Source organism: Pseudomonas sp. AP19 (genome assembly GCF_001728855.1).
GTDB classification, from domain to species: domain Bacteria; phylum Pseudomonadota; class Gammaproteobacteria; order Pseudomonadales; family Pseudomonadaceae; genus Aquipseudomonas; species Aquipseudomonas fluorescens.
In genome coordinates, this window is the sequence record NZ_LXJP01000024.1 from 53,886 (window position 1) to 75,781 (window position 21,896).

The 21,896-nt window shown below is 61.6% G+C and carries 27 protein-coding genes; 16 read left to right on the top strand and 11 right to left on the bottom strand.

Translation table 11 applies throughout. The features are described 5' to 3' along the window. Positions 1–94: 94 nt before the first annotated feature. The 6 genes from A7D21_RS17700 to A7D21_RS17725 all read right to left on the bottom strand — a co-directional run bounded on the left by A7D21_RS17700 (position 95) and on the right by A7D21_RS17725 (position 4,349). The gene (locus A7D21_RS17700; RefSeq protein ID WP_053255172.1) at positions 95–490 is read right to left on the bottom strand and encodes a response regulator; all 396 of its coding nucleotides are present in this window, start codon (positions 488–490) and stop codon (positions 95–97) included. 156 nt (positions 491–646) lie between these two features. Next, the gene (locus tag A7D21_RS17705; protein WP_053255173.1) at positions 647–1,978 is read right to left on the bottom strand and encodes a deoxyguanosinetriphosphate triphosphohydrolase; all 1,332 of its coding nucleotides are present in this window, start codon (positions 1,976–1,978) and stop codon (positions 647–649) included. Between the two features lie 71 nt (positions 1,979–2,049). Beyond that, entirely contained in the window at positions 2,050–3,213 is a 1,164-nt protein-coding gene (locus A7D21_RS17710; RefSeq protein ID WP_053255174.1) for an EAL domain-containing protein, read from the bottom strand. A 92-nt stretch (positions 3,214–3,305) separates the two neighbouring features. Continuing rightward, on the bottom strand, positions 3,306–3,647 hold the full coding sequence (locus tag A7D21_RS17715; RefSeq protein ID WP_053255175.1) for a hypothetical protein: 342 nt from the start codon (positions 3,645–3,647) through the stop codon (positions 3,306–3,308). Further along, positions 3,644–4,030, bottom strand: a complete 387-nt coding sequence (locus A7D21_RS17720) for a phage holin family protein (protein WP_053255176.1) — start codon at positions 4,028–4,030, stop codon at positions 3,644–3,646. Before A7D21_RS17720 ends, A7D21_RS17715 begins: the two co-directional genes overlap by 4 nt. Positions 4,031–4,034: 4 nt before the next feature. Continuing rightward, positions 4,035–4,349 carry a YqjD family protein gene (locus tag A7D21_RS17725; protein ID WP_053255177.1) on the bottom strand — a complete coding sequence of 105 codons (315 nt, stop codon included), beginning with the start codon at positions 4,347–4,349 and terminating at the stop codon, positions 4,035–4,037. Positions 4,350–4,695: 346 nt separating this feature from the next. Between A7D21_RS17725 and A7D21_RS17730 the strand changes: the two genes are divergently transcribed. After that, positions 4,696–5,904, top strand: coding sequence for an ammonium transporter (locus A7D21_RS17730; protein WP_053255360.1), 1,209 nt, complete (start codon positions 4,696–4,698; stop codon positions 5,902–5,904). Here the strand turns inward: A7D21_RS17730 and A7D21_RS17735 are convergent. Continuing rightward, entirely contained in the window at positions 5,891–7,615 is a 1,725-nt protein-coding gene (locus tag A7D21_RS17735; protein WP_139372199.1) for a monovalent cation:proton antiporter-2 (CPA2) family protein, read from the bottom strand. The genes A7D21_RS17730 and A7D21_RS17735 overlap by 14 nt on opposite strands. A 175-nt stretch (positions 7,616–7,790) precedes the next feature. Between A7D21_RS17735 and A7D21_RS17740 the strand changes: the two genes are divergently transcribed. The 3 genes from A7D21_RS17740 (at position 7,791) to A7D21_RS17750 (ending at position 9,400) form a co-directional block, all read left to right on the top strand. Continuing rightward, entirely contained in the window at positions 7,791–8,027 is a 237-nt protein-coding gene (locus A7D21_RS17740) for a glutaredoxin family protein (RefSeq protein ID WP_069552262.1), read from the top strand. 74 nt (positions 8,028–8,101) lie between these two features. Then, positions 8,102–8,437, top strand: a complete 336-nt coding sequence (locus A7D21_RS17745) for a hypothetical protein (RefSeq protein ID WP_016978478.1) — start codon at positions 8,102–8,104, stop codon at positions 8,435–8,437. Between the two features lie 72 nt (positions 8,438–8,509). Then, positions 8,510–9,400, top strand: a complete 891-nt coding sequence (locus A7D21_RS17750; protein WP_053255361.1) for a pseudouridine synthase — start codon at positions 8,510–8,512, stop codon at positions 9,398–9,400. Positions 9,401–9,455: 55 nt separating this feature from the next. Here the strand turns inward: A7D21_RS17750 and A7D21_RS17755 are convergent, their stop codons facing one another. Both A7D21_RS17755 and mobA read right to left on the bottom strand, forming a co-directional pair. After that, the gene (locus A7D21_RS17755) at positions 9,456–9,677 is read right to left on the bottom strand and encodes a YgdI/YgdR family lipoprotein (RefSeq protein WP_017136187.1); all 222 of its coding nucleotides are present in this window, start codon (positions 9,675–9,677) and stop codon (positions 9,456–9,458) included. A 79-nt stretch (positions 9,678–9,756) separates the two neighbouring features. Further along, positions 9,757–10,359 carry a molybdenum cofactor guanylyltransferase MobA gene (gene mobA / locus A7D21_RS17760; protein ID WP_069552263.1) on the bottom strand — a complete coding sequence of 201 codons (603 nt, stop codon included), beginning with the start codon at positions 10,357–10,359 and terminating at the stop codon, positions 9,757–9,759. Between the two features lie 76 nt (positions 10,360–10,435). Here mobA and moaB point away from each other — a divergent pair, with 76 nt between their 5' ends. Then, complete coding sequence (gene moaB / locus A7D21_RS17765) at positions 10,436–10,975, top strand: molybdenum cofactor biosynthesis protein B (RefSeq protein WP_053255181.1); 540 nt, start codon at positions 10,436–10,438, stop codon at positions 10,973–10,975. Next, entirely contained in the window at positions 10,968–12,185 is a 1,218-nt protein-coding gene (gene glp / locus A7D21_RS17770; RefSeq protein ID WP_053255182.1) for a gephyrin-like molybdotransferase Glp, read from the top strand. Before moaB ends, glp begins: the two co-directional genes overlap by 8 nt. Positions 12,186–12,316: 131 nt before the next feature. Here the strand turns inward: glp and A7D21_RS17775 are convergent, their stop codons facing one another. Both A7D21_RS17775 and A7D21_RS17780 read right to left on the bottom strand, forming a co-directional pair. Then, positions 12,317–12,646 (bottom strand): EscU/YscU/HrcU family type III secretion system export apparatus switch protein, encoded by a 330-nt coding sequence (locus A7D21_RS17775; protein WP_053255183.1) that lies wholly within the window; start codon positions 12,644–12,646, stop codon positions 12,317–12,319. Further along, positions 12,643–14,220, bottom strand: a complete 1,578-nt coding sequence (locus A7D21_RS17780; protein ID WP_053255184.1) for a flagellar hook-length control protein FliK — start codon at positions 14,218–14,220, stop codon at positions 12,643–12,645. The genes A7D21_RS17775 and A7D21_RS17780 overlap by 4 nt, the downstream gene beginning before the upstream one ends. 200 nt (positions 14,221–14,420) lie before the next feature. On the opposite strand from A7D21_RS17780, the gene ccmA reads away from it, so the two are divergent. From ccmA to A7D21_RS17830, 10 genes are all read left to right on the top strand, one after another. Continuing rightward, positions 14,421–15,056 (top strand): cytochrome c biogenesis heme-transporting ATPase CcmA, encoded by a 636-nt coding sequence (gene ccmA / locus A7D21_RS17785; protein WP_069552264.1) that lies wholly within the window; start codon positions 14,421–14,423, stop codon positions 15,054–15,056. Next, on the top strand, positions 15,053–15,721 hold the full coding sequence (gene ccmB, locus A7D21_RS17790) for a heme exporter protein CcmB (RefSeq protein WP_053255186.1): 669 nt from the start codon (positions 15,053–15,055) through the stop codon (positions 15,719–15,721). The genes ccmA and ccmB overlap by 4 nt, the downstream gene beginning before the upstream one ends. A gap of 81 nt (positions 15,722–15,802) precedes the next feature. Beyond that, positions 15,803–16,558, top strand: a complete 756-nt coding sequence (locus A7D21_RS17795; protein WP_053255187.1) for a heme ABC transporter permease — start codon at positions 15,803–15,805, stop codon at positions 16,556–16,558. After that, positions 16,555–16,731 (top strand): heme exporter protein CcmD, encoded by a 177-nt coding sequence (gene ccmD / locus A7D21_RS17800; protein ID WP_003172771.1) that lies wholly within the window; start codon positions 16,555–16,557, stop codon positions 16,729–16,731. The genes A7D21_RS17795 and ccmD overlap by 4 nt, the downstream gene beginning before the upstream one ends. After that, positions 16,728–17,195: a cytochrome c maturation protein CcmE gene (ccmE, locus tag A7D21_RS17805; RefSeq protein WP_069552265.1), complete on the top strand. Its 468-nt coding sequence runs from the start codon at positions 16,728–16,730 to the stop codon at positions 17,193–17,195. The genes ccmD and ccmE overlap by 4 nt, the downstream gene beginning before the upstream one ends. Positions 17,196–17,198: 3 nt before the next feature. Further along, entirely contained in the window at positions 17,199–19,187 is a 1,989-nt protein-coding gene (locus tag A7D21_RS17810) for a heme lyase CcmF/NrfE family subunit (RefSeq protein ID WP_053255189.1), read from the top strand. Beyond that, positions 19,184–19,720: a DsbE family thiol:disulfide interchange protein gene (locus A7D21_RS17815; protein WP_053255190.1), complete on the top strand. Its 537-nt coding sequence runs from the start codon at positions 19,184–19,186 to the stop codon at positions 19,718–19,720. Before A7D21_RS17810 ends, A7D21_RS17815 begins: the two co-directional genes overlap by 4 nt. Then, positions 19,717–20,190, top strand: a complete 474-nt coding sequence (locus A7D21_RS17820) for a cytochrome c-type biogenesis protein (protein ID WP_053255191.1) — start codon at positions 19,717–19,719, stop codon at positions 20,188–20,190. The genes A7D21_RS17815 and A7D21_RS17820 overlap by 4 nt, the downstream gene beginning before the upstream one ends. Then, positions 20,183–21,367 (top strand): c-type cytochrome biogenesis protein CcmI, encoded by a 1,185-nt coding sequence (ccmI, locus tag A7D21_RS17825; RefSeq protein ID WP_069552266.1) that lies wholly within the window; start codon positions 20,183–20,185, stop codon positions 21,365–21,367. Before A7D21_RS17820 ends, ccmI begins: the two co-directional genes overlap by 8 nt. 15 nt (positions 21,368–21,382) lie before the next feature. Next, positions 21,383–21,778, top strand: a complete 396-nt coding sequence (locus A7D21_RS17830; protein WP_069552267.1) for a hypothetical protein — start codon at positions 21,383–21,385, stop codon at positions 21,776–21,778. Positions 21,779–21,896: the final 118 nt, after the last annotated feature.

Consider the following 21,896-nt stretch of genomic DNA (forward strand, 5'->3'; position numbering starts at 1 on the left):
TGTTTGAATCAGTACGCTCAGGGCTGGGGCGACAGGTTCAGCAAGGGTTTTCAGACGAATTTCCGGTCGCTGAACAGCGTTTAAAGTCGACTTTTTAGAGAGGGAATATTGGCGCGATCAACCTTGCAAGTTCGTCTTTATTCAGGGGCTTCATTAAATAGCCAAGCAGTGGCAGGCCACGTTGCAGGGCTTGTGTTGTCAGGGTGGACAGTTCGGTTGCCGCCAGCCCGCTCAGTAGAATGGCGCTGCTTATGAAGTGACGGCGGTTGGCAATTTCCACCAGTTCCAGCCCGGGTAGATCAGGCAGGCATTGGTCACACAGCAGGAGGTCAAACGGAGTCGTGGCGCTGGACATCGAGCGAATCGCCTGTTCGGCATTTTCTGCAAGGGTCAGGTGCTCGAAGCCGAAGCTTTTAAGCAGGCATTGAGTGGCCAGGAGCTGAAAGGGATGATCCTCCACCAACAGGATTCGAAGACGGGGTAGGGGCATAGAAGGCACAGGGCTCATTCAGAAGGGGCGGGGCGTAGCAAGTCCGCCAGAAGCGTGCGCGATTATTCCTCGAGCTTGTGTGCGAATTCGATCAGGCCGCTCTGTTCCCGTCGTAGGCAAATTCTGTACGGGAAGCAGGCGGCGTGATCAACATGTTCACTGCGGGCTGGAACGTCCGGTCATCTCCCGCGCCATCTCGGTGGCGTAGCTGTCAGTCATGCCGGCGATAAAGTCGATCATGCGCAAAAACGACGCGTGCAGCGGCCAGGCCGGGTTTGGCGCGCTGTTGCCCAGCAAGTCGAGGATGCGCCGGTTCTTGAACGACGGCGTGCGCCCGCCATGCTGTTCCAGTGCCGCACCGCAAAAGGCGTTCAGGAGGATTTCCAAGGTGGTGTAGGCGCCGATTTCGTGCAGGGTTTTGCGCTTGTCCTGGAAGATTTTTTTACGCGCCATGTCCTTGGCATCCAGCACGCAGCGCTTGGCGGGGCCGTGCATGTGCTCCACCAGGTCACCGGGCAGCGTGCCGGCGAGCAACGCGTCTTGCTGTTCGACAAAGGCCCGCGCGGCGGCATTGGTCAGGTGCTCGATCGCCTTGCCGCGCAGGATCGCCAGCTTTCGCCGACGAGAGTCCTCCGGGCCCAGTTGCCGGTAAGTCTGGGGTAAATCGTCACCCACCAGATCGAGCAGCAACGACTCCACCTCGGCATATTCCAGCAACTCCATTTCCAGGCCGTCTTCGAGGTCAATCAAGGCGTAGCAGATATCGTCTGCTGCCTCCATCAGGTAAACCAACGGATGACGTGCCCAGCGTTGTTCTTCCAGCTGCGGGAGGCCGAGTTTGTGGGCGATCTGCTCAAGGATCGGCAGCTCGCTCTGGTAGCAGCCAAACTTATGTTTTTTGTAGCCCAGGGAATCCGCGTGACGAGCGGTCCACGGGTATTTCAAATAGGTACCAAGGGTGGCGTAGGTCAGCCGTGTGCCGCCGTCGAACTGGTGGTATTCCAGCTGGGTCAGTACCCGAAACCCCTGGGCATTGCCTTCGAAGTTGAGGAAGTCATTGCGCTCGGCAGTGCTCATGTCATCCAGCCAGCCGCGTCCGGCCGCCTGTTGAAACCAGTGGCGAATGGCATCTTCACCGGAGTGCCCGAACGGCGGGTTGCCGATGTCATGGGCCAGGCAGGCCGATTGCACCACCATGCCCAGGTCGCTCGGTTCACACCAGTCGGGCAGGGCGCTACGCAGGGTTTCGCCTACGCGCATGCCGAGGGAGCGGCCGACGCAGCTGACTTCCAGGGAGTGGGTCAGGCGAGTATGGATATGGTCATTGCTCGATACCGGGTGCACTTGTGTCTTGCGGCCCAGTCGGCGGAATGCGCCGGAGAAAATAATACGGTCGTGATCCTTGTGAAACGGGCTGCGGCCGAGTTCTTCGGGGCTGTGCAGGGGCTTTCCAAGACGTTCGCGTGTCAGCAGGGTGGGCCAATCCAAGGCGGGTACTCTCCGTACGGTGAATGACCCTCCCAGCTTCCCGGTTCAGCGTGGCCTCGGCAAGCGAAAATCTACAGCCCGACTGCATCGATATCGATTAACAGCAAGCGCTGGCCGTTATCGAAGAATTGTCCGGCGGTCAGGCAATACTGATTGGTGGTGGCGTCGCGGTAGGTCGACGAGAGCGTCAGGCGTCGTTCTTCCCAACCTTCGGCGAGCAGATGATAGAAGTACGGGCGCCACGACCAGTTGTGGCCCAGGTAGCGGCTGTCAGCCTGCCAGGCGTCCTGGCGCCATTCGAAGTTGGGGGTGAGTTGGGTGCCATGGCGGTCGCACTGATAAAAGCGCAGCAGCCAGGGGAAGTCCGGCAATTGGGGTAATTGATTCAGCGGCGCGCGGCACTGGGCCCAGGTTTGCAGGATTCTCATCAGTTCGACCAATTGCAGGCGCAACTGCATCAAGCGGCCACGCTCTGCGAGTTTGTGCTGGACGTACACCGTGCGCAGGCGAGCAAATCGCGGCACGAAGGCATCGGCTGCAAACCATTCCAGCTGCGCCTGAGCAAACAAGTAACCCTGCACATACCGCGCGCCGCATTCCAGGGCGAAACTCAATTGCGCCTCGGTTTCCACGCCTTCGGCGATGATCCAGCATCCGGTCTTTTCCGCCATTTGCGCCAGCGCCCTGACGACGTCACTGCTCGGCCCGCCTTTGGCGGCTTCCTGGAACAGGCGCATGTCCAGCTTGAGAATATCCGGTTGCAGTGCCAGTACGCGGTCGAGTTGGGAATAGCCGGCACCAAAGTCATCAATGGCGATTCGCGCACCCGCGTTGCGATAACGCACCACGACGTCGGCCAGACGCTGGATGTCGCCTCCTAACTCGGTGATCTCAAACACGATGCGCCGCGGATCGATGCCGTAGGCGTGTACCTGTTTCAAACTCGGCAAGGCTTGGCCCGGGCGCAGGCGATTGATCCAGCGTGGCGAGATGTTCAGGCTGAGAAACCAGTCTTCGGGTGCTTCATGAAGGCGGCTTAACGCATTGTCGCGGATTTGTCGGTCGAGGCTGCGCAAGGTCATGCCGGGCGTGCGCGGGTCAGCAAACAGCGGGCCCACGGACAGCAGGCGGCCATCCGCCTGGCGCAGGCGGCCGAGCGCCTCTACACCCGCAATGCGGCCGGTGGCGGTGTCGATAAACGGTTGGAAGCAGGCAAGCGGTTGCCCGTCGATCACGGGGCCTCCTTAAGAGAGCTGGCAAAAAAAGGCCCGGCCCTCATGTTCGAGGGCCGGGCCGATTCTGTTTGCAAGAATGCAGCCAGCGGGGTTCAACCTTTGCGCGAGGCACCTTGCATGGCCAATTTAATCAGCGGGATCAAACCGGCGCCCAGCCGCACCAGGCGCGTCAGGCTACTGATACTGCCGCCTTTGGCGCCCTTGCCGGTGAAAAAACCCATCAGTGTCACCGCGGCCACGCCCCACAGCGGCGCGTGCTTGATGCCCAGGCTGTCCTGCCAGTTGTGGCGTAGATCGCGCACCTTGTTCAGGGGCGCCATCAGTTGCTGGGACTCGTGACGGATTTCCTGGCGGTGCATTTCCATGCGCAGGCGAATCAGCGCCTTGCGCATTTCCCGGCGCGAAGCGGTGTGTGGAATTTCAGTCATGCTCATGGCAGCAGGCGCTCCCGGTCGTTGGCCAGTTCTTCAAGGGTGGCATGGAACGGCGTGGACTCATCGAATATCGCCGCCTTCAAGCGCACTCCGCAGAACGCTGCGGCCAGGGAATAGAACACACACAGGCTAATGATCCCGGTGATACGGTAGGTGTCCCACACCAGAATCATCACCAGCGCCGACAGCCCCACCAACAGCAGCAGAGCAAACACCAGTGCCAGGCCCGCGAACAGCAGCAGGCTCACCGTGCGTGATTTCTGCTCTTGCAACTCGATGCCAAATAACTCGACGTGGCTGTGCAGCAAGCCCAGAACGGCCGCGCCCAGGCGTCGGGAGGTGGAGCTTGAGCTCGTGGACGAGCCGGATTCGCCGATAGCCATAATGTTAGCGCCTTGTAGCCAGCAGACCGATCAGAAAGCCAACACCGGCGGCAATGCCCACCGACTGCCAAGGGTTGGCCTGCACGTAATCTTCCGTTGCCGTGACAGCCGCCGCGCCGCGTTCGCGCAGGGAGTCTTCGGTCAGTTGCAGGGTTTCGCGGGCCTTGAGCAAGCTGTCGTGGATCTTGGTGCGCAGCTCATCGGCCTGGTCACCGGCCAGCACGGCGGTGTCGTCGAGCAACTTTTCAGTGTCACTGACCAGGGTTTGAAAATCCGCCATCAGTATCTCTTGAGCAGTCTTTGCAGTTCTTCTGGCCATGGTTATCTCCGTGATTGGCTGATCGGTACGTGTGGTTTCGAGTCACAGGCTTCTGTGAAGGTTCAGTTCAATTGTCTGGTACAGCTTTTGCTTTGCCTTGGTGCGCATGCCCGGGGCGTGCGCTGAATATGGGCGGCCTGAGGCGAATGCCTTGAAAAACCTTACCCTAAATCAATGAAACTCGCGGAAAAACCCTGTCGGTAATGGCTTGTTGCGGTATTCGCTGCGCTAAAGCGGTTCACGCCCTCTGAAGAGGTGCGGGACTGGTGGTGCCAATTTAGTGCGCGAAACCCTGGCTTGAACCGCTTTGGTGCTTTTTGCCTTTAATGCAGGCCTGCCAACCTCCATGGAAAATTTGCAAAGCGCAGTGGACACATTAGTCCACAGTTCCAACACCCTGTTTATTCTGATTGGCGCGGTCATGGTGCTGGCCATGCACGCCGGTTTTGCGTTCCTGGAAGTCGGCACCGTGCGCCAGAAAAACCAGGTCAACGCCCTGTCGAAGATCCTCAGCGACTTCGCCATCTCGACCTTGGCTTATTTCTTTATAGGCTATTGGATCTCCTACGGCGTGAGCTTTATGCAACCGGCGGCGGTCATCAGTGCCGATCACGGCTACGGCCTGGTGAAGTTTTTCTTCCTGCTGACCTTCGCTGCGGCGATCCCGGCGATTATTTCCGGTGGCATTGCCGAGCGTGCAAAGTTCGCTCCTCAGCTGTGTGCCACCGCGCTGATCGTGGCATTTATCTACCCGTTTTTTGAAGGCCTGGTGTGGAACGGTAATTTCGGCCTGCAAGCCTGGTTGCTCGCCACCTTTGGTGCCAGCTTCCATGACTTCGCCGGTTCCGTGGTGGTACACGCCATGGGCGGTTGGCTGGCGCTGGCGGCGGTGCTGCTGTTGGGCCCGCGTAACGGGCGCTATCGAGAAGGGCGCCTGGTGGCATTTGCGCCGTCGAGCATTCCCTTCCTGGCGTTGGGTTCGTGGATCCTCATTGTCGGCTGGTTCGGCTTTAACGTGATGAGCGCGCAGACCTTGAATGGCGTCAGCGGCCTTGTCGCCGTCAACTCGCTGATGGCCATGGTTGGCGGCACGGTTGCTGCCCTGGTGATCGGCCGCAATGACCCTGGCTTCCTGCATAACGGTCCGCTGGCCGGGCTGGTGGCGATTTGCGCCGGTTCCGACTTGATGCACCCTGTGGGCGCGCTGGTCACTGGTGTCGTCGCCGGTGGTTTGTTCGTGTGGTTCTTCATCGCCGCCCAGGATCGCTGGAAGATCGATGACGTGCTGGGTGTGTGGCCCCTGCATGGTTTGTGCGGCGTGTGGGGCGGTATCGCGTGCGGCGTCTTCGGCCAGACCGCCCTTGGCGGCTTGGGCGGCGTGAGCCTGATCAGCCAGTTGATTGGCACCGCGCTGGGGGTGGTGGTGGCGCTGGTCGGCGGCCTGTTGGTGTACGGCGTGATCAAACGCGTGCACGGGCTGCGCCTGAGCCAGGAGCAGGAGTACTACGGCGCTGACCTGTCGATCCACAAGATCGGCGCGGTCAGTCAGGATTGATCGGCTCGTCGGTCCGCGGGTAGAAACCGTGCAGTAGGCGATAGCGGTTACGCCGCACCTCGTCGACCCGCGCCTGCACCTGTTCGTCCGAAAGCCCCAGCAGGATCAAGGCGTGGGAGGCGAGCATCAGGCTCGACTCCAGCAGTTCGGGCACCACTTCGCTGGCGCCGGCGGCTTTCAGTTCCGTCAGTTGGCTGTCGTCACGGGTACGCACCAGAATCGGCACGTCCGGATTGATCCGGCGTGCCTCCGTCAATACCACCAGTGCGACATCGCTGTTATCCACCGCGATCACCACCAGCCGTGCGCGTTCCAGGCCGACCGCACTCAGCAAGGCCCCACGGCGACAGTCACCGTAGTGCACGTTGCGGTCTTGCGTGGCGGCTCCCTGCACCTGCGCCGGGTCATCATCCAGTGCAATAAACGCCTGTTGCTCGCGGTGCAGAAAGCGCCCGATGGATTGCCCGACGCGGCCGTACCCGCAAATCACTGCGTGGCCGCTCAATTGGGCGTTGAGCGCGGTGATTGCTTCCAGGTGCACCTGCTGGTTGGGCTTGCGGTGCAGGCGCAGGGCAATCGTTGGTGCCGCGCGCAGCAGCAGCGGGGTCAGCAGCATCGAGCAGAAGGTGGCAGCGAGCAGCAGGCCGTTGAACGCTTCGGGTATCAGCCGGCTGTGTTGCATTTGCGCCATCAGCGCAAAACAGAACTCGCCGCCCTGGGCCAGGGCCAGGCCACTGCGCCAGGCGGTTTCACTGTCGCTGCCACGCAGTTTGACCAACGCCGCTACCACCAGGGCCTTGATCAGCATCAGTGCAAGGGTCAGGCCGAGGATCAGCAGGCTATGGCTGACGAACAGCTGCAGGTCGATGAGCATGCCGATGCTGACAAAAAACAGCCCGAGCAGAATGTCGCGAAACGGCCGGATGTCGGCTTCGATCTGATGCCGGTAATGGCTTTCGCCCAACAGCATGCCCGCCAGGAACGCGCCGAGGGCAGGCGAGAGTCCCAGTAGGTGCGTGAGCCAGGCGGTCAGCAATACGATCACCAGCGCCAATAGCACAAACAGCTCTGCTGAACGGGACGCCGCGACTTCGTGAAACAGGCGGGGCAATAACCAGCGACTGGCGAACAGCAAGCCGACGAACAACAGCACGGTTTTGCCCAGCGTCAGCGGCAACGCCCAGTACCACGCCTGGTCGCTGTTACCGGCAAATACCGGCACCAAGGTGAGCAGCAGCACGGCGACTACATCTTGGAACAGCAACACGCCAATCGCATTCTGGCCATGGCTGCTGAAGATTTCCCCGAGGCTGGTCAGTTCCTTGCTGACGATGGCCGTGGAGGACAACGCCAACCCGGCACCCAGCAGCAGAGCGACGCCTGGCGCCAGGCCAAACGCCATCAGCAGGCCTCCCAGCAGCACACCGCAGCCCAGTACCTGCAAGCTGCCCAGCCCGAAAACCACGCTGCGCAAGGCGAACATCTTGGTAAGGGAAAACTCCAGCCCAAGGGAAAACAGCAGGAATACCACCCCCAACTCGGCGAGGTCCGGCAGGTCTTCACTGTCATTCACCCAGTCCAGCGCGGTGGGCCCCACGGCCAGGCCCACGCACAGGTAGCCCAGCACGGGCGGCAGCCGCAGCCGGCGAAACAGCGCAATCACCACCAGGGATGAGGCCAGAATGATCAGCAGGTTGGCGAACACAAGCATCTCCATTGCGGGGTGAACGGGCAAAAAGCCGCGAGAATCGCTGAATCAGTTATACGTCATGGTGACCTGGGTCAGGTCTTTTGTCGGCAGTCGGATTTCATCGGGCAAGCCTGCTCGCCACAGGTATTGGGCGGGCTTAGAATGATGACCTACTTACTGATCGGGTCCCGTCGCCATGCTTCCTGAATGCCAGCTGCTCGGCACCGTGGGTTGCCATCTTTGTGAGATAGCCGAAGCCGAAATCATGCCGCTCGTCGAAGGAGGGCTGCTGGTGGAACTGGTTGATATCACTGAGCCCGTTGATCTCACCGAAGTCTATGGCCTGCGGATTCCGGTGCTTCGCCGTGTGGATACAGGGGCTGAATTGGATTGGCCATTCGACCCTGAGCAGATTGTTGCCTTCCTACGTTAAGCGTTATCCGATAGCGGGTTACCAATTATTACGTTACTGTATGCCTGTACAGTGATTGAGTAGAGGGATCGCCCGTGGTGAATGTTGAACAATTAAAAAGCAGCGTCAATCGCATGTCTGCCGATGTCGTGCGCGACGCGGTGAACGAGCTGCGCCTGGATGGCCTGGTCACGGAAGGCAAGACGCCGTTTAACAAAGTGCATTTCAATACCTGCTTCGCCGAAATCGAGGCCTTGTTCCAGCGCGCCGGTTACCACAAGCAGTTGGATGTCGTGGGTTACCAGGGCTTGTTGTACGCGCTGTACGATCCCGGCCGTTGGGAAGCGGTGGACGTGCTGCGCTGGCTCAAGGAGTTCACCGACGCCGCCAGTGCCTCGCCGATCCTGCGGGCCGAATTGGCAAAGGCCTGAGATCCGCCCTAGGCTCAATCCCGCTCCATGCGGGATAATGCCTGCCTGATTTTCCAGGCTCCGAGCATTGTCATGTCCACATCCGGTTTTTCCGCGTCCCAGCACCAAGCCAGTACGTTGTATTTGCCACCTGGCCCTTGGGCGACAGTGCTGGATTGCCTGTGCGAGCATTTTCCGGCGATCAGCCGTGAACACTGGCTGGACCGCATCGCGCGAGGCCGTGTGCTCGACATCAACGGTCACCCGATCAACCTCGGCCTGGCCTACAAGGAAGGCCTGTGCATTTATTACTTTCGTGAAGTACCGAATGAGAAGGTGATCCCGGTACAGGAAACTATCCTGTACGCCGACGAACATTTGGTCGTGGCCGACAAGCCGCATTTTCTGCCGGTAACGCCTGCTGGCGAATACGTCGAGCAAACCCTGTTGCGCCGCCTGATTCGTCGTCTGGATAACCCCGCGCTTGTTCCCTTGCATCGCATCGACCGGCATACGGCCGGGCTGGTGCTGTTCTCGGCCAACCCGCAAAGCCGTTCGGCGTATCAACAGCTGTTTCCTACGCGGCGCATCGACAAATTCTACGAAGCCATTGCCCCGGCTTTGCCGAACCTGACGTTCCCCAGGGTGCACAAAAGCCGCCTGGTGGATGGCGAGCCGTTCTTCCGTATGCAGGAAGGGCCGGGCGCCAGCAATACCGAAACGGCCGTGGAAGTGCGCGAAAAAAATGCCGACTTGTGGCGCTACGGCCTGTTCCCCGTAACGGGCAAGAAGCACCAGTTGCGCGTGCACATGACTGCGCTGGGGGCGAGTATCTGCAATGACCCGTTCTACCCCGACGTGATCAAGGACGCCGAGGACGACTACGCCAACCCGCTCAAGCTGCTGGCTCAGGGCGTGCGGTTTATCGACCCGGTCACAGGTGAACAACGCGATTTTCGCAGCCAGATTACCCTCGACTGGTAACCCCCGGAAACGACAAGGCCCGCGCGAGGCGGGCCTTGTTGGCAAACGCTAAGACTTACAGGTCTTTAACGGTGCGAACCTGATCTTTGTTGATGCGGGTTTGCTTGCCGTCAAGTTGTTCGAACTCATAGAAGCCCGAAGCCTTGTCGTATTTAGGGGTATCGACGGCCTGGATTTCGCGACCGTCATTCAGGGTGATCACTGTAGGCGAGGCGCAACCGGCGAGAGTGGCGAGGCCCAGTGCAAGCATGAGAGCGGCGATGGTCCGTTGAGTCATGAGTGTGTCTCCGAAAGAATTCTTTTAAACAACTGACCTTGTGACGCGCGCGGCGCCGACAAAGTTCCTTGTGCGAGGTTCATTCTGACACGCCGAAGCCTGGGTGTAACAGCTCAGGTGTATTCAGGTTGGCCAGCCGCAGGTCTTCGGCCGGGTATTGCAGGCCCACGCCACCCAGTTGCAAGAGGATCCTGCGCGGGCTGCGTTCACCGGCGTCCCATGCCCGTTTTACCTCAATGTGCAGGTGAGTCGGGATGATACAGATCAAGGGTTCCCAGAACTCACCCTGGCGCACCATCACCGGCAGCAGCGGGTTGTGGCGTGCAGTCTCACGCAGGTCGGTGAGCAGCCCCACGTCGATGTTCGGTACATCACACGGCAGTATCAACAAATGCTCACGCTGTGCGACCGCCAAGCCAGCGAGGATGCCTGCCAGCGGGCCGGGGAAGTCCGGGCTGTCGTCGCTCACTAACTGGTCGGCATACGGTGCGTACCGTTCATGGTTGCGGTTGCAGGAGATAATCAGGTCATCCGTCAGCGGCCGGGTCAGGCGCTGCAAGTGCGCAATCAGCGGCTGCCCGTGCCACTGCAACAGGCCTTTGTCCTGGCCGCCCATGCGTTGGCCACGGCCACCGGCCAGCAGCAAAATCGAACAGGGCAGGGGCGAAGAATCAACAGACATGGCGGTTCCGCTGCGGCAGGTAAATAGGGCCCTGTGATATAACATCGGGCTGTTCCTTCGACAACTGGACCGAGCCATGAACGCCAAGGCTGATGCGCCCTTCGTAGCCCTTAATATTGCTGTACTGACCGTCAGCGACACCCGCACCCTGGACACCGACACCTCGGGCCAGGTCTTCGTCGACCGCCTGACCGCCGCTGGCCACAACCTGGCTGAGCGCGTGCTGCTCAAGGACGACCTCTACAAAATTCGCGCCCAAGTCGCCCACTGGATCGCCGAAGACGTGGTGCAAGTGGTGCTGATCACCGGCGGCACCGGCTTCACCGGCCGCGACAGCACGCCCGAAGCGGTGAGCTGCTTGCTGGACAAGCAAGTCGATGGGTTCGGTGAACTGTTTCGCCAGATCTCGGTGGCCGACATCGGCACCTCCACCGTGCAATCGCGCGCCCTGGCCGGCCTGGCCAATGGCACGCTGGTATGCTGCCTGCCGGGTTCGACCAACGCGGTGCGCACGGGCTGGGATGGCATCCTCGCCGAGCAATTGGATAACCGCCACCGCCCGTGCAACTTCGTGCCCCACCTGAAGCAGGCCGAACCCTGCGAATCCCGTGGATAAGCCGGGTAAAACCGGCGCTTTGCTGCCGGTGGAAGACGCGCTGCGCCAACTGCTGGACATGGCCGAAGCCGCACCGATCCGTGATCAGGAAGTGTTGCCTCTGGGCGAGTGCGATGGCCGTGTGCTGGCGCACGACCTCATCTCCACCCTCGATCTGCCGCCCTGGCCCAACAGCGCCATGGACGGCTACGCCGTGCGTCTGTCGGACTGGAAGGGCGAGCCATTGCCCGTCAGCCAGCGCATCTTCGCCGGCCAGGCGCCGCAGCCATTGGCGAGCGGCACGTGTGCGCGCATCTTTACCGGCGCACCGGTGCCCGAAGGTGCGGACTGTGTAGAGATGCAGGAAAACGCGGTGGTCCACGCCGACGAGCGCGTGAGTTTCACTGAACCCTTGCACGTCAACCAGAACATCCGCCCCCAAGGCCAGGAAACCACCGTCGGCGAGTGGGTGCTAACCGCCGGTACCCGGCTCGGCCCGATTGAGCTGGGCCTGGCTGCGTCCCTTGGCCGTGACCGTCTGAGTGTGGTGCGCCGCGTGCGCGTGGCCGTGCTGTCCACCGGTGATGAACTGATCGAACCGGGTTTGCCGCTGGGGCCGGGGCAAATCTACAACAGCAATCGCCGTGTGCTGTGCAGTTGGCTTGCGCGGATGGGCTGTGAAGTGATTGATGCCGGGATTCTGCCGGATGATCTGGAAAAAACCCGCACGCGCCTGGCCGATCTGGGCAGTGTCGACCTGATTTTGTCCACCGGTGGTGTGTCGGTGGGCGAAGCGGACTTCCTCGGCATCGCCCTGCGCGAAGAGGGCGAGCTGGCCTTGTGGAAGCTGGCGATCAAACCCGGCAAGCCGCTGACCTTCGGCCATTTTCGTGGTGTGCCGGTGATCGGCCTGCCGGGCAACCCGGCCTCCACCCTGGTGACGTTTGCGCTGCTGGCACGCCCTTATCTGCTGCGCCGCCAAGGCGTGCAGGACGTGGCGCCGCTGCGTTTCGAAGTGCCGGTGGGGTTCGTCTGGCCCAAGCCGGGCAACCGCCGCGAGTACCTGCGCGGGCGTATCGAGCAGGGCAAAGCGGTCATCTATCGCAACCAAAGCTCAGGCGTGCTGCGCAGCGCGGCATGGGCCGAGGGGTTTGTCGAGGTGCTGGAAGGGACGACGTTGGCCTTGGGGGACCGAGTCAACTTCATCCCCCTGAGTGAAGTCTTGAACTGACAATAGAGAGCTAAATGTGGGAGCTGGCTTGCCTGCGATGGCGATGTGTCAGCTTGCTTATCTGGAACAGGTGTACCGCTATCGCAGGCAAGCCAGCACCCACATTTTGGATTATGTATCTCTGAGACTTTTCAGTAGTCGTCGCCACGCTCTGTCACATCCCGCTCCACCGGTTCGGCATTCGGGTCATACCCGACCGGGAACTTGCCTTTGAGTGTCCAGGCAAACGCAATGATCTCCGCCACCGTGCGGTACAACTCCTCCGGGATACTGTCGCCCAATTCCATGCGCGCCAGCAGCTTCACCAGCTCGGCGTTCTCATAGATCGGCACTTCATTCTCCCGCGCCAACTTCAAAATGGCTTCGGCCAGGGCATCGTCGCCCTTGGCTGTCAGGGTCGGCGCTTGCTGGCCGTCGTACTTGAGGGCAATCGCCTGGCGTGGTGGGGTTGGGTTTTTCATGCGGTTTCATCCACCCAGCGTTGCTCCAGTCCGGTGCGTGGCCCGCGTGGCGGGGTGCCGAGGTGGCAATCCAGGTCGCCGACGTTCAGACCCGAGGTCACCAGGCGCTCGCGTAGGCTGCCTAAATGGCTTTCAATCAAACTCGCCGTATAGGGCCGAGTCGCCCACAACTGGCTGGACAGTTTGCCCTGTGTCAGTTGCGCCTGAACCTGCAGCGGCCCCAGCGGCTCCATGTCGAACGCCAGCTCGACGCGCCAGAGCATCTGCTTGGGGTCTTTTTTGTCTTTGCGTTCGGGCTGGTCCTTGTCTGGCGTGGGTTCTTCGCGTTGGAACTTGACCTGCAAGGGCACGATGTCCTGCAAGGTGCGCATGGGGATTTCCAGCTGCCAGGTGGTCTGCAGTCGACCATCGGCCGTGGTGCCGGTCTGCTCCAGGCTCGACAGCTGGTGGCTCTGCAAGCGTGAAATCGCCCCGGCGGCCAGGCGCAGCAGGTTTTCCAGGTCGCCTTCGCCCTCCAGGCGCTGCATCAACCGATCCGGCAGCGGAAACCCTGCAGGTGCTTGCCGGGCGCTGATCTGGCCGAGCGTACTCAGCGGGTTGCGCACAAAGTTCGGCAGCACCTGGGCCAAGGTATTGGCGGCGAGGATGGCGTTGAGGTGGGTGCCGGTGGGCAGGGCCGGCACCAGGTCGGCGACCAGGCGCAGCAGGGCGCCTTTCATGTCCAGCGGGGGGATTTGCGGGTTTTGCCCGACCAGCAGCTTGGCTTCAAGAAACGCGCCGCTGTTCTGTACCAATTGCGCCAGGACCTTGGGATTGCTGACCTGTGCCAGGTCTGGCAGGGCCGCCAGCAAACGCGCGGCGGCGGCGCGCAGGTCGCTGGAGGTGCTGTCATCAGCGGGCAAGTTTTGCAAGGCAGTAAACACCACGTCCAGCGAACCCTGGCGACTTTGCTGGGTCGAGAGTTGTTGCGCGACGGCCAATTGATCCTTAAGCCCGCTTAACGGCACGAAATTCAAGGTTTGCGCATTCTGCACCACGGCGCTGAGCAAGCTGCCGACCCGCAGTGGCTGTGGGCTTTCCAGGGTCAGCGTCGTTCCGGCGAGGGCGTTATTGAGCACCGTCACCAGCGAGCGATAGATCGCCGGTTGCGTCGCGCCCTGTGGCAGCATCTGGGTGGTCAGCACTTTGGCCTGCAGTAGCGTGCCCTCCGGCATTTGCGTGGTGTCGATACGGGTGAGGGCGGCCACATTGGCACTCAAGGCTTGCTGCAAGGTAATGGTCAGGTTGCCTGTCGGCGTCTGGCTCACCGCCACGTTGCTGCCCAGCGGCAATGGTTGCGCGCTGCTGGCTTGCACCAGGGTCTGGCGGCCGCCTTCGAGGGTCAACTTGAGCAACAGTTGAAACGCGTCGCCGCCTTGTTTAAGCGCAATCACCTCGGCGTTTGCGGTTTTCCCAGGGTCGATCAAGCCGGTCTGCGGTTCCAGCAGTTTGAGCAACTCACCGGTCGGGGGCAACGGGGCTGGCCCGGTGGCCGGGGCAGGAGGCAGCGTAGGAAGGTTGATCTCACCGGTCATCGTGCGCGTCGTCTCTGGGGAAATTGCCCTCTTTAGAGTAGGGCATCACATGTATAATGCCGCCCGTCTGCAAAGAGAGCGGTAAAAACCTCACAACTATTTGATCCAGCTCTCTAAAATCGGTCGCCAAAGCCGTTATTGTGCATCTCTCTATAACGGCCGCTGCACCGCCGACTTGAACCGTAAAGGCCCGCGATCTCTTGACCAGCCCTCTTCTTGAAGCCGTAGCGCTTGCCTGTGAACGCGACCTGCGGATGCTGTTCGAACACCTCGAACTGCGTCTGACGGGCGGCGACATGGTGCAAATCAGCGGGCCGAACGGCAGCGGCAAGACCAGTTTGCTGCGCCTGCTGGCCGGGTTGATGCAGCCGACGGCAGGTGAGGTTCGCCTCAACGGCCAGCCGCTCAACGAACAACGCACCGAACTCGCCCGCAACCTTATCTGGATCGGCCACGCCGCCGGGATCAAGGACGTGCTGACGCCCGAAGAAAACCTCAGTTGGCTCAGTGCCCTGCATCATCCCGCTTGCCGCGATGCCATTTGGCAAGCCCTGGCCGCTGTGGGGCTCAAGGGTTTTGAAGACGTGCCGTGCCATACGTTGTCGGCCGGCCAGCAACGCCGCGTGGCCCTGGCCCGTTTGTATCTGCCCGGCCCGCCGCTGTGGATTCTCGACGAACCGTTCACCGCCCTCGACAAACAGGGCGTGGCGCAACTCGAAGCACACCTGGCTCGACACTGCGAGCAGGGCGGGTTGGTGGTCCTCACGACTCACCACAGCCTGGCGCTCATGCCTGCCGGTTACCGTGAGCTGGATTTGGGCCGGTGGTCGGTATGAGTGTGTTTGCCCTGTTGGTTGCCCGTGAAGCACGCTTGCTGTGTCGCCGCCCGGCTGAATTGGCTAATCCGCTGGTGTTCTTCGCTATTGTCATCGCGTTGTTCCCGTTGGCGGTCGGCCCTGAGACTAAACTGTTGCAAACCTTGTCCCCAGGGCTGGTGTGGGTCGCGGCACTTTTATCCGTCCTGCTCTCGCTGGACGGGCTGTTTCGCAGTGATTTCGAAGACGGTTCCCTGGAACAGTGGGTCCTTTCGTCGCACCCCTTGCCCCTTCTGGTACTGGCAAAAGTACTGGCACACTGGGTTTTTTCCGGCTTGGCGCTAGTCTTGCTCTCGCCGCTGCTGGCGATGATGCTGGGTTTGCCCGTCGAATGCCTGCCGGTGCTGCTGTTTTCCCTGTTGCTCGGTACGCCGGTGCTCAGCCTGTTGGGGGCGGTGGGCGCAGCGTTGACCGTCGGTTTGAAGCGGGGTGGCCTGTTGCTGGCCCTGCTGATTCTGCCTTTGTATATCCCGGTATTGATCCTGGGTAGCGGTGCTTTGCAAGCCGCGCTCATGGGCATGCCGGCGACCGGTTACCTCCTGTGGCTTGGCAGCCTGACCGCCCTGGCGGTAACCCTGACACCCTTTGCTATAGCGGCTGGCCTGAAGATCAGCGTCGGCGAATAATGAGGTCTGGTTAAGCGTTATTAACCAGTAAAGACCCTGAGTTTCTCGCAACGACGAGAAACAACCGTGACGGAAACAGCAATGAACTGGACCTGGTTTCACAAGCTCGGCTCGCCCAAATGGTTTTACGGCATCAGCGGCAAGCTGCTGCCGTGGTTGAGCATCGCAGCCCTGTTGCTGATCGGCATCGGCCTGGTGTGGGGCCTGGCCTTCGCGCCGCCGGATTACCAGCAAGGCAACAGCTTTCGCATCATCTATATCCATGTGCCCGCCGCGATGCTGGCCCAATCCTGCTATGTGATGCTGGCCGTGTGCGGCGTCGTCGGCCTGGTGTGGAAGATGAAGCTGGCCGACGTGGCGCTGCAATGCGCAGCGCCCATCGGCGCGTGGATGACCGCCGTGGCGCTGGTCACCGGCGCAATCTGGGGCAAACCGACCTGGGGTTCGTGGTGGGTGTGGGACGCGCGCCTGACCTCCATGCTGATCCTGCTGTTCCTGTACTTCGGCCTGATTGCCTTGGGCAACGCCATCAGTAACCGCGACAGCGCTGCCAAGGCCTGCGCGGTGCTCGCCATCGTCGGCGTCATCAATATCCCGATCATCAAGTACTCGGTGGAGTGGTGGAACACCCTGCACCAGGGCGCCACCTTCACCCTCACCGAAAAACCGGCAATGCCGGTGGAAATGTGGGCGCCGCTGCTGCTGATGGTGCTCGGGTTCTACTGCTTCTTCGGCGCGGTGCTGCTGATGCGCATGCGCCTCGAGGTGCTCAAGCGTGAAGCCCGCGCCAGTTGGGTCAAGGCCGAAGTGCAAAGCTGCCTGGGAGCGCGTGGATGAGTTTTGCTTCTTTCAGTGATTTTCTCGCCATGGGCCATCATGGCCTGTATGTCTGGACGGCCTATGGCATCTGCCTGGCAGTGCTGGCCCTCAACGTCGCCGCGCCGATCCTGGCCCGCAAGCGTTACCTGCAACAAGAGGCGCGTCGTTTGCGCCGGGAGACCGAAAAGTGAATCCGCTGCGTAGAAAGCGTCTGTTGATCATCCTGGCCATCCTGGTCGGCGTGAGTGTTGCCGTGGGCCTGGCGATGAGTGCCCTGCGGGAGAACATCAACCTGTTCTACACCCCCACCCAGATCGCCAATGGCGACGCCCCGCTGGACACGCGCATCCGCGCCGGCGGCATGGTGGAGAAGGGCTCGCTGAAGCGTTCCGGCGATTCTCTCGACGTGACCTTTGTGGTCACCGACTTCAACAAAGCGGTGACGATCACTTATCGCGGCATCCTTCCGGACTTGTTCCGCGAAGGCCAGGGCATCGTTGCCCTGGGCAAACTCAATGCCGACGGCGTCGTGGTTGCCGATGAGGTGCTGGCCAAGCACGATGAGAAATACATGCCGCCCGAGGTCACCAAAGCCCTCAAGGACAGCGGCCAATCCGCCCCAGGCGCCCCTTCACAGCCTGCCAAGGAGGGCTAAGCCATGACGTCCGCACTGTTTATTCCGGAGCTGGGCCAGTTGGCGATGATCCTCGCCCTGTGCTTCGCCATCGTCCAGGCCGTGGTGCCGTTGCTCGGTGCCTGGCGCGGCGACCGCCTGTGGATGAGCCTTGCCCAGCCGGCCGCCTGGGGTCAGTTTGCGTTCCTGGTGTTCGCGTTCGGTTGCCTGACCTACGCCTTTATGACCGATGATTTTTCCGTCGCCTATGTGGCTAATAACTCCAATAGTGCGCTGCCGTGGTACTACAAGTTCAGCGCCGTGTGGGGTGCCCACGAAGGCTCGTTGCTGCTGTGGGCCTTGATCCTCGGCGGCTGGACCTTCGCCGTGTCGGTGTTCTCGCGCCAATTGCCGCAAGTCATGCTGGCGCGGGTGCTGGCGGTGATGGGCATGATCAGCATCGGCTTTCTGCTGTTCCTGATCATGACCTCCAACCCGTTCAGCCGCATCCTGCCGCAGATCCCGGCAGACGGGCATGACCTCAACCCGCTGCTGCAGGACATCGGCCTGATCGTGCACCCGCCGATGCTCTACATGGGTTACGTCGGTTTCTCGGTGGCCTTCGCCTTCGCCATCGCCGCCTTGCTCGGCGGGCGCCTCGATGCCGCCTGGGCGCGCTGGTCGCGGCCGTGGACCATCGTCGCCTGGGCCTTTCTGGGCATTGGTATCACCTTGGGTTCATGGTGGGCTTACTACGAACTCGGTTGGGGCGGCTGGTGGTTCTGGGACCCGGTGGAAAACGCCTCGTTCATGCCATGGCTGGTCGGTACGGCACTGATCCACTCGCTGGCCGTCACCGAAAAGCGCGGCGTGTTCAAGAGCTGGACCGTGTTGCTGGCCATTGCGGCATTTTCCCTCAGCCTGCTCGGCACCTTCCTGGTGCGTTCGGGTGTGCTGACGTCGGTGCATGCGTTTGCGTCCGACCCTGAGCGTGGCGTATTCATCCTGATCTTCCTGCTGTTTGTGGTCGGCGGCTCGCTCACCCTGTTCGCCCTGCGTGCACCGGTGGTCAAGAGCCAGGTCGGTTTCAACCTGTGGTCGCGGGAAACCCTGCTGCTCGGTAACAACCTGGTGCTGGTCGTCGCCGCGTCGATGATCCTGCTCGGCACCCTTTACCCACTGGTGCTGGATGCCTTGAGCGGCGCCAAGCTGTCCGTTGGCCCGCCGTACTTCAACGCGCTGTTTATTCCGTTGATGGGCCTGTTGATGGTGGTGATGGCGGTCGGCGTGCTGGTGCGCTGGAAAGACACCCCGGTGAAATGGCTGGCCGGCATGCTGATGCCGGTGCTGTTGGGCAGTGTGGCCCTGGCGGTGATCGCCGGGATCGCTTACGGCGACTTCAACTGGGCGGTGCTCGCCACCTTCCTGCTCGCCGCCTGGGTGTTGCTGGCCGGCGTGCGCGATATTGTCGACAAGACCCGCCACAAGGGCCTGATCAAAGGCCTGCCAACCTTGACCCGCAGCTACTGGGGCATGCAAATCGCCCACCTCGGCATCGCCGTGTGCGCCCTCGGCGTGGTGCTCTCCAGCCAGAACAGCGCCGAGCGCGACCTGCGCCTGGCGCCGGGTGAGTCGATGGACCTGGCCGGTTACCACTTTATCTTCGACGGCGCCAAGCACTTTGAAGGCCCGAACTTTACGTCCGACAAAGGCACCGTCCGTGTGGTGCGCAACGGCCAGGAAGTGGCCGTGTTGCATCCGGAAAAACGTCTGTACACCGTGCAAAGCTCGATGATGACCGAAGCCGGGATCGACGCCGGTTTCACCCGCGACCTCTACGTGGCATTGGGTGAGCCGCTGGGCGACGGCGCGTGGGCGGTGCGCGTGCACGTCAAACCGTTTGTGCGCTGGATCTGGTTCGGCGGCTTGCTCACCGGTTTCGGCGGGTTGCTGGCCGCGCTGGACCGGCGTTATCGCGTCAAAGTAAAAAGCCGTGTGCGCGAAGCTCTCGGCCTGCAAGGAGCGGCGGCATGAAGCGTTGGTTGATGGTGTTACCGCTGGCGGCCTTTCTGGTGATGGCGGTGTTCCTGTATCGCGGGTTGTACCTGGACCCGGCCGAGTTGCCTTCGGCGATGATCGGCAAGCCTTTCCCGGCGTTCAGCCTGAAGACCGTGCAGGGCGACAAGACCCTGACCCAGGCCGACCTGCTGGGCAAACCGGCGCTGGTCAACGTGTGGGCGACCTGGTGCATCTCGTGCCGCGTCGAACACCCGGTGCTGAACAAACTGGCCGAGAAGGGCGTGCTGATCTACGGCATCAACTACAAGGACGACAATGCGGCGGCCTTGAAATGGCTCGCGGAGTTCCACAACCCGTATCAGCTGGATATCCGCGATGAAGACGGCAACCTCGGTTTGAACCTTGGCGTATACGGCGCCCCGGAAACCTTCTTCATTGATGCCAAGGGCGTGATCCGCGACAAATACGTCGGCGTGATCGACGAAGTGGTCTGGCGTGAGCAACTGGCCGCCAAGTACCAGGCGCTGGTCGATGAGGCCAAGCCATGAAGCGTCTGTTAGCCGCTGCGGTGCTGGCGTTGGGATTGGCCGGCGTGGCTCACGCCGCCATCGACACCTACGAATTCGCCAAGGACGGAGACCGCGAGCGGTTTCGCGAACTGACCAAGGAACTGCGCTGCCCCAAGTGCCAGAACCAGGACATCGCCGACTCCAACGCCCCGATCGCCGCCGACTTGCGCAAAGAGATCTTCCGCATGCTGGGGGAGGGCAAGGACAATCAGCAGATCATCGACTTCATGGTCGACCGCTACGGTGATTTCGTGCGCTACAAACCGGCCCTCACCGGCAAGACCGCGCTGCTCTGGTTCGGCCCCGCCGGGCTGTTGCTGGCCGGTGTGGTGGTGATGGCCGTGATCGTGCGCCGTCGCCGCGCTGCGCCGACTGATGGTTCCGATGCGCTCTCCCCGGACGAACGCAAACGCCTCGACCAATTGCTGGACACCAAGACTGATGATTGATTTTTGGCTCGCAGCAGGGTTGCTGCTCCTGATTGCCCTGAGTTTCCTGTTGATCCCTGTATTGCGCGGTCGCCGTGCCCAGCGTGAAGAGGATCGCACCGCGCTGAACGTGGCGCTTTATCAAGAACGCGTGGCCGAGCTGCAAGTGCAGCAGGACGAAGGCGTGCTGAATGCCGCGCAACTCGACACCGGCCGCGCCGAAGCGGCCCGCGAGCTGCTGGCTGACACCGAAGGCGTGGAAAAGCCCCGCGAATCGCGCCTGGGCAAACCGCTGCCGTTGTTGGCGGCGTTTCTCGTCCCGGTGCTCGGCGTTGCGCTGTACCTGCATTACGGGGCAAGCGACAAGGTCGAACTGACTCGCGAATTCTCCCAGCCGCCGGTGTCCATGCAAGACATGACCCAGCGCCTGGAGCGTGCCGCCGCTGCCCAGCCGGACTCGCCGGAAGGCTTGTACTTCCTCGGTCGCGCCTACATGGCCCAGGACCGTTCGGCTGATGCGGCGAAAGTCTTCGAACGCACCGTGGCGTTGGCCGGTCGCCAGCCGGAGCTGCTCGGTCAGTGGGCTCAGGCGCAGTACTTTGCCGACAACAAGCAATGGTCGCCCAAGGTTCAGGCGTTGACCGACGAGGCGTTGAAGCTGGACCCGAAAGAAGTGACCAGCCTTGGTTTGCTTGGCATTGCCGCTTTTGAAGGTCAGCGCTACCAAGAAGCAATCGACTATTGGAATCGTCTGCTGGCGCAATTGCCACCTGAAGATAATTCACGTGTTGCCCTGCAAGGTGGCATCGACCGTGCGGCCGAGAAGCTCAAGGAAAGCGGCGGCACCGTCGCGCAAAAAACCGTGATGACCGTGCGTGTGGACCTGTCTGCCGAGGTGAAGGCCAACGCCTTGCCAACCGATAGCGTGTTCATCTTCGCCCGTGCCGTAAACGGTCCGCCGGCGCCGCTGGCCGCCAAGCGCGTCACTGTTGCCGAACTGCCGGTCACGGTCGAACTGGGCGATGCTGACGCGATGATGCCGCAGTTGAAACTGTCGAACTTCCCCGAAGTCCAACTGGTTGCGCGCATATCCCGGGCCGGTCAACCGACCACTGGCGAATGGATCGGCCGCAGCCAACCCTTGGCCAGCCGCACCACTGCCTTGCAGAAGCTGACCATCGACCGTCCGGACCAGTAAATCGAGGAAACGCCTATGACCGCTCTTGCACGCATCACCCTGCTCAGCCTGGTACTCGGCCTGAGCGCTTGTGCGGTCCACCGGCCACCTCCCGCGCCCACCGGCCCGACCATCCCGCCGTCGGGCCCGTCGACTCAACCCAGCACCAAGCCTTCCGGCCCGGTAACCCCAGCGCCGAAACCGCTGCCGAGCAAGTCGCCAACCTTCGCCCCGCCGCCGGGCGCCGCCAGCCACTGGGACGGCAAGATGCAGGTGTATGTGCTGGACGAGCAGCCCGACACCTTCTACCGCCAGCGCACCTACTACCGTTGGAGCAACGGCTGGAGCCGCTCCATCAGCCCGAACGGGCCATGGGAAGACACCGACGTGCACGGCGTGCCGCCGGGGCTGAGCAAGCAATACGCGCAATAACAAAAGGCGACCTTTGAAAGGTCGCCTTTTTTATTACTCAACTTGAAATGCAATCCACTGTGGGAGCTGGCTTGCCTGCGATAGCGGTGTATCAGCTACCCATCTGCCAACTGACCCA

Bases quoted from the DNA above. Each gene is read 5' to 3' on its own strand.
- A7D21_RS17700 (WP_053255172.1), bottom strand. From the start codon at position 490: ATGCCCCTACCCCGTCTTCGAATCCTGTTGGTGGAGGATCATCCCTTT.
- A7D21_RS17715 (WP_053255175.1), bottom strand. From the start codon at position 3,647: ATGAGCATGACTGAAATTCCACACACCGCTTCGCGCCGGGAAATGCGC.
- A7D21_RS17720 (WP_053255176.1), bottom strand. From the start codon at position 4,030: ATGGCTATCGGCGAATCCGGCTCGTCCACGAGCTCAAGCTCCACCTCC.
- A7D21_RS17725 (WP_053255177.1), bottom strand. From the start codon at position 4,349: ATGGCCAGAAGAACTGCAAAGACTGCTCAAGAGATACTGATGGCGGAT.
- A7D21_RS17730 (WP_053255360.1), top strand. From the start codon at position 4,696: ATGGAAAATTTGCAAAGCGCAGTGGACACATTAGTCCACAGTTCCAAC.
- A7D21_RS17735 (WP_139372199.1), bottom strand. From the start codon at position 7,615: ATGCTTGTGTTCGCCAACCTGCTGATCATTCTGGCCTCATCCCTGGTG.
- A7D21_RS17740 (WP_069552262.1), top strand. From the start codon at position 7,791: ATGCTTCCTGAATGCCAGCTGCTCGGCACCGTGGGTTGCCATCTTTGT.
- A7D21_RS17750 (WP_053255361.1), top strand. From the start codon at position 8,510: ATGTCCACATCCGGTTTTTCCGCGTCCCAGCACCAAGCCAGTACGTTG.
- A7D21_RS17755 (WP_017136187.1), bottom strand. From the start codon at position 9,677: ATGACTCAACGGACCATCGCCGCTCTCATGCTTGCACTGGGCCTCGCC.
- mobA (WP_069552263.1), bottom strand. From the start codon at position 10,359: ATGTCTGTTGATTCTTCGCCCCTGCCCTGTTCGATTTTGCTGCTGGCC.
- moaB (WP_053255181.1), top strand. From the start codon at position 10,436: ATGAACGCCAAGGCTGATGCGCCCTTCGTAGCCCTTAATATTGCTGTA.
- A7D21_RS17775 (WP_053255183.1), bottom strand. From the start codon at position 12,646: ATGAAAAACCCAACCCCACCACGCCAGGCGATTGCCCTCAAGTACGAC.
- A7D21_RS17780 (WP_053255184.1), bottom strand. From the start codon at position 14,220: ATGACCGGTGAGATCAACCTTCCTACGCTGCCTCCTGCCCCGGCCACC.
- ccmB (WP_053255186.1), top strand. From the start codon at position 15,053: ATGAGTGTGTTTGCCCTGTTGGTTGCCCGTGAAGCACGCTTGCTGTGT.
- A7D21_RS17795 (WP_053255187.1), top strand. From the start codon at position 15,803: ATGAACTGGACCTGGTTTCACAAGCTCGGCTCGCCCAAATGGTTTTAC.
- ccmD (WP_003172771.1), top strand. From the start codon at position 16,555: ATGAGTTTTGCTTCTTTCAGTGATTTTCTCGCCATGGGCCATCATGGC.
- A7D21_RS17810 (WP_053255189.1), top strand. From the start codon at position 17,199: ATGACGTCCGCACTGTTTATTCCGGAGCTGGGCCAGTTGGCGATGATC.
- A7D21_RS17815 (WP_053255190.1), top strand. From the start codon at position 19,184: ATGAAGCGTTGGTTGATGGTGTTACCGCTGGCGGCCTTTCTGGTGATG.
- A7D21_RS17820 (WP_053255191.1), top strand. From the start codon at position 19,717: ATGAAGCGTCTGTTAGCCGCTGCGGTGCTGGCGTTGGGATTGGCCGGC.
- ccmI (WP_069552266.1), top strand. From the start codon at position 20,183: ATGATTGATTTTTGGCTCGCAGCAGGGTTGCTGCTCCTGATTGCCCTG.
- A7D21_RS17830 (WP_069552267.1), top strand. From the start codon at position 21,383: ATGACCGCTCTTGCACGCATCACCCTGCTCAGCCTGGTACTCGGCCTG.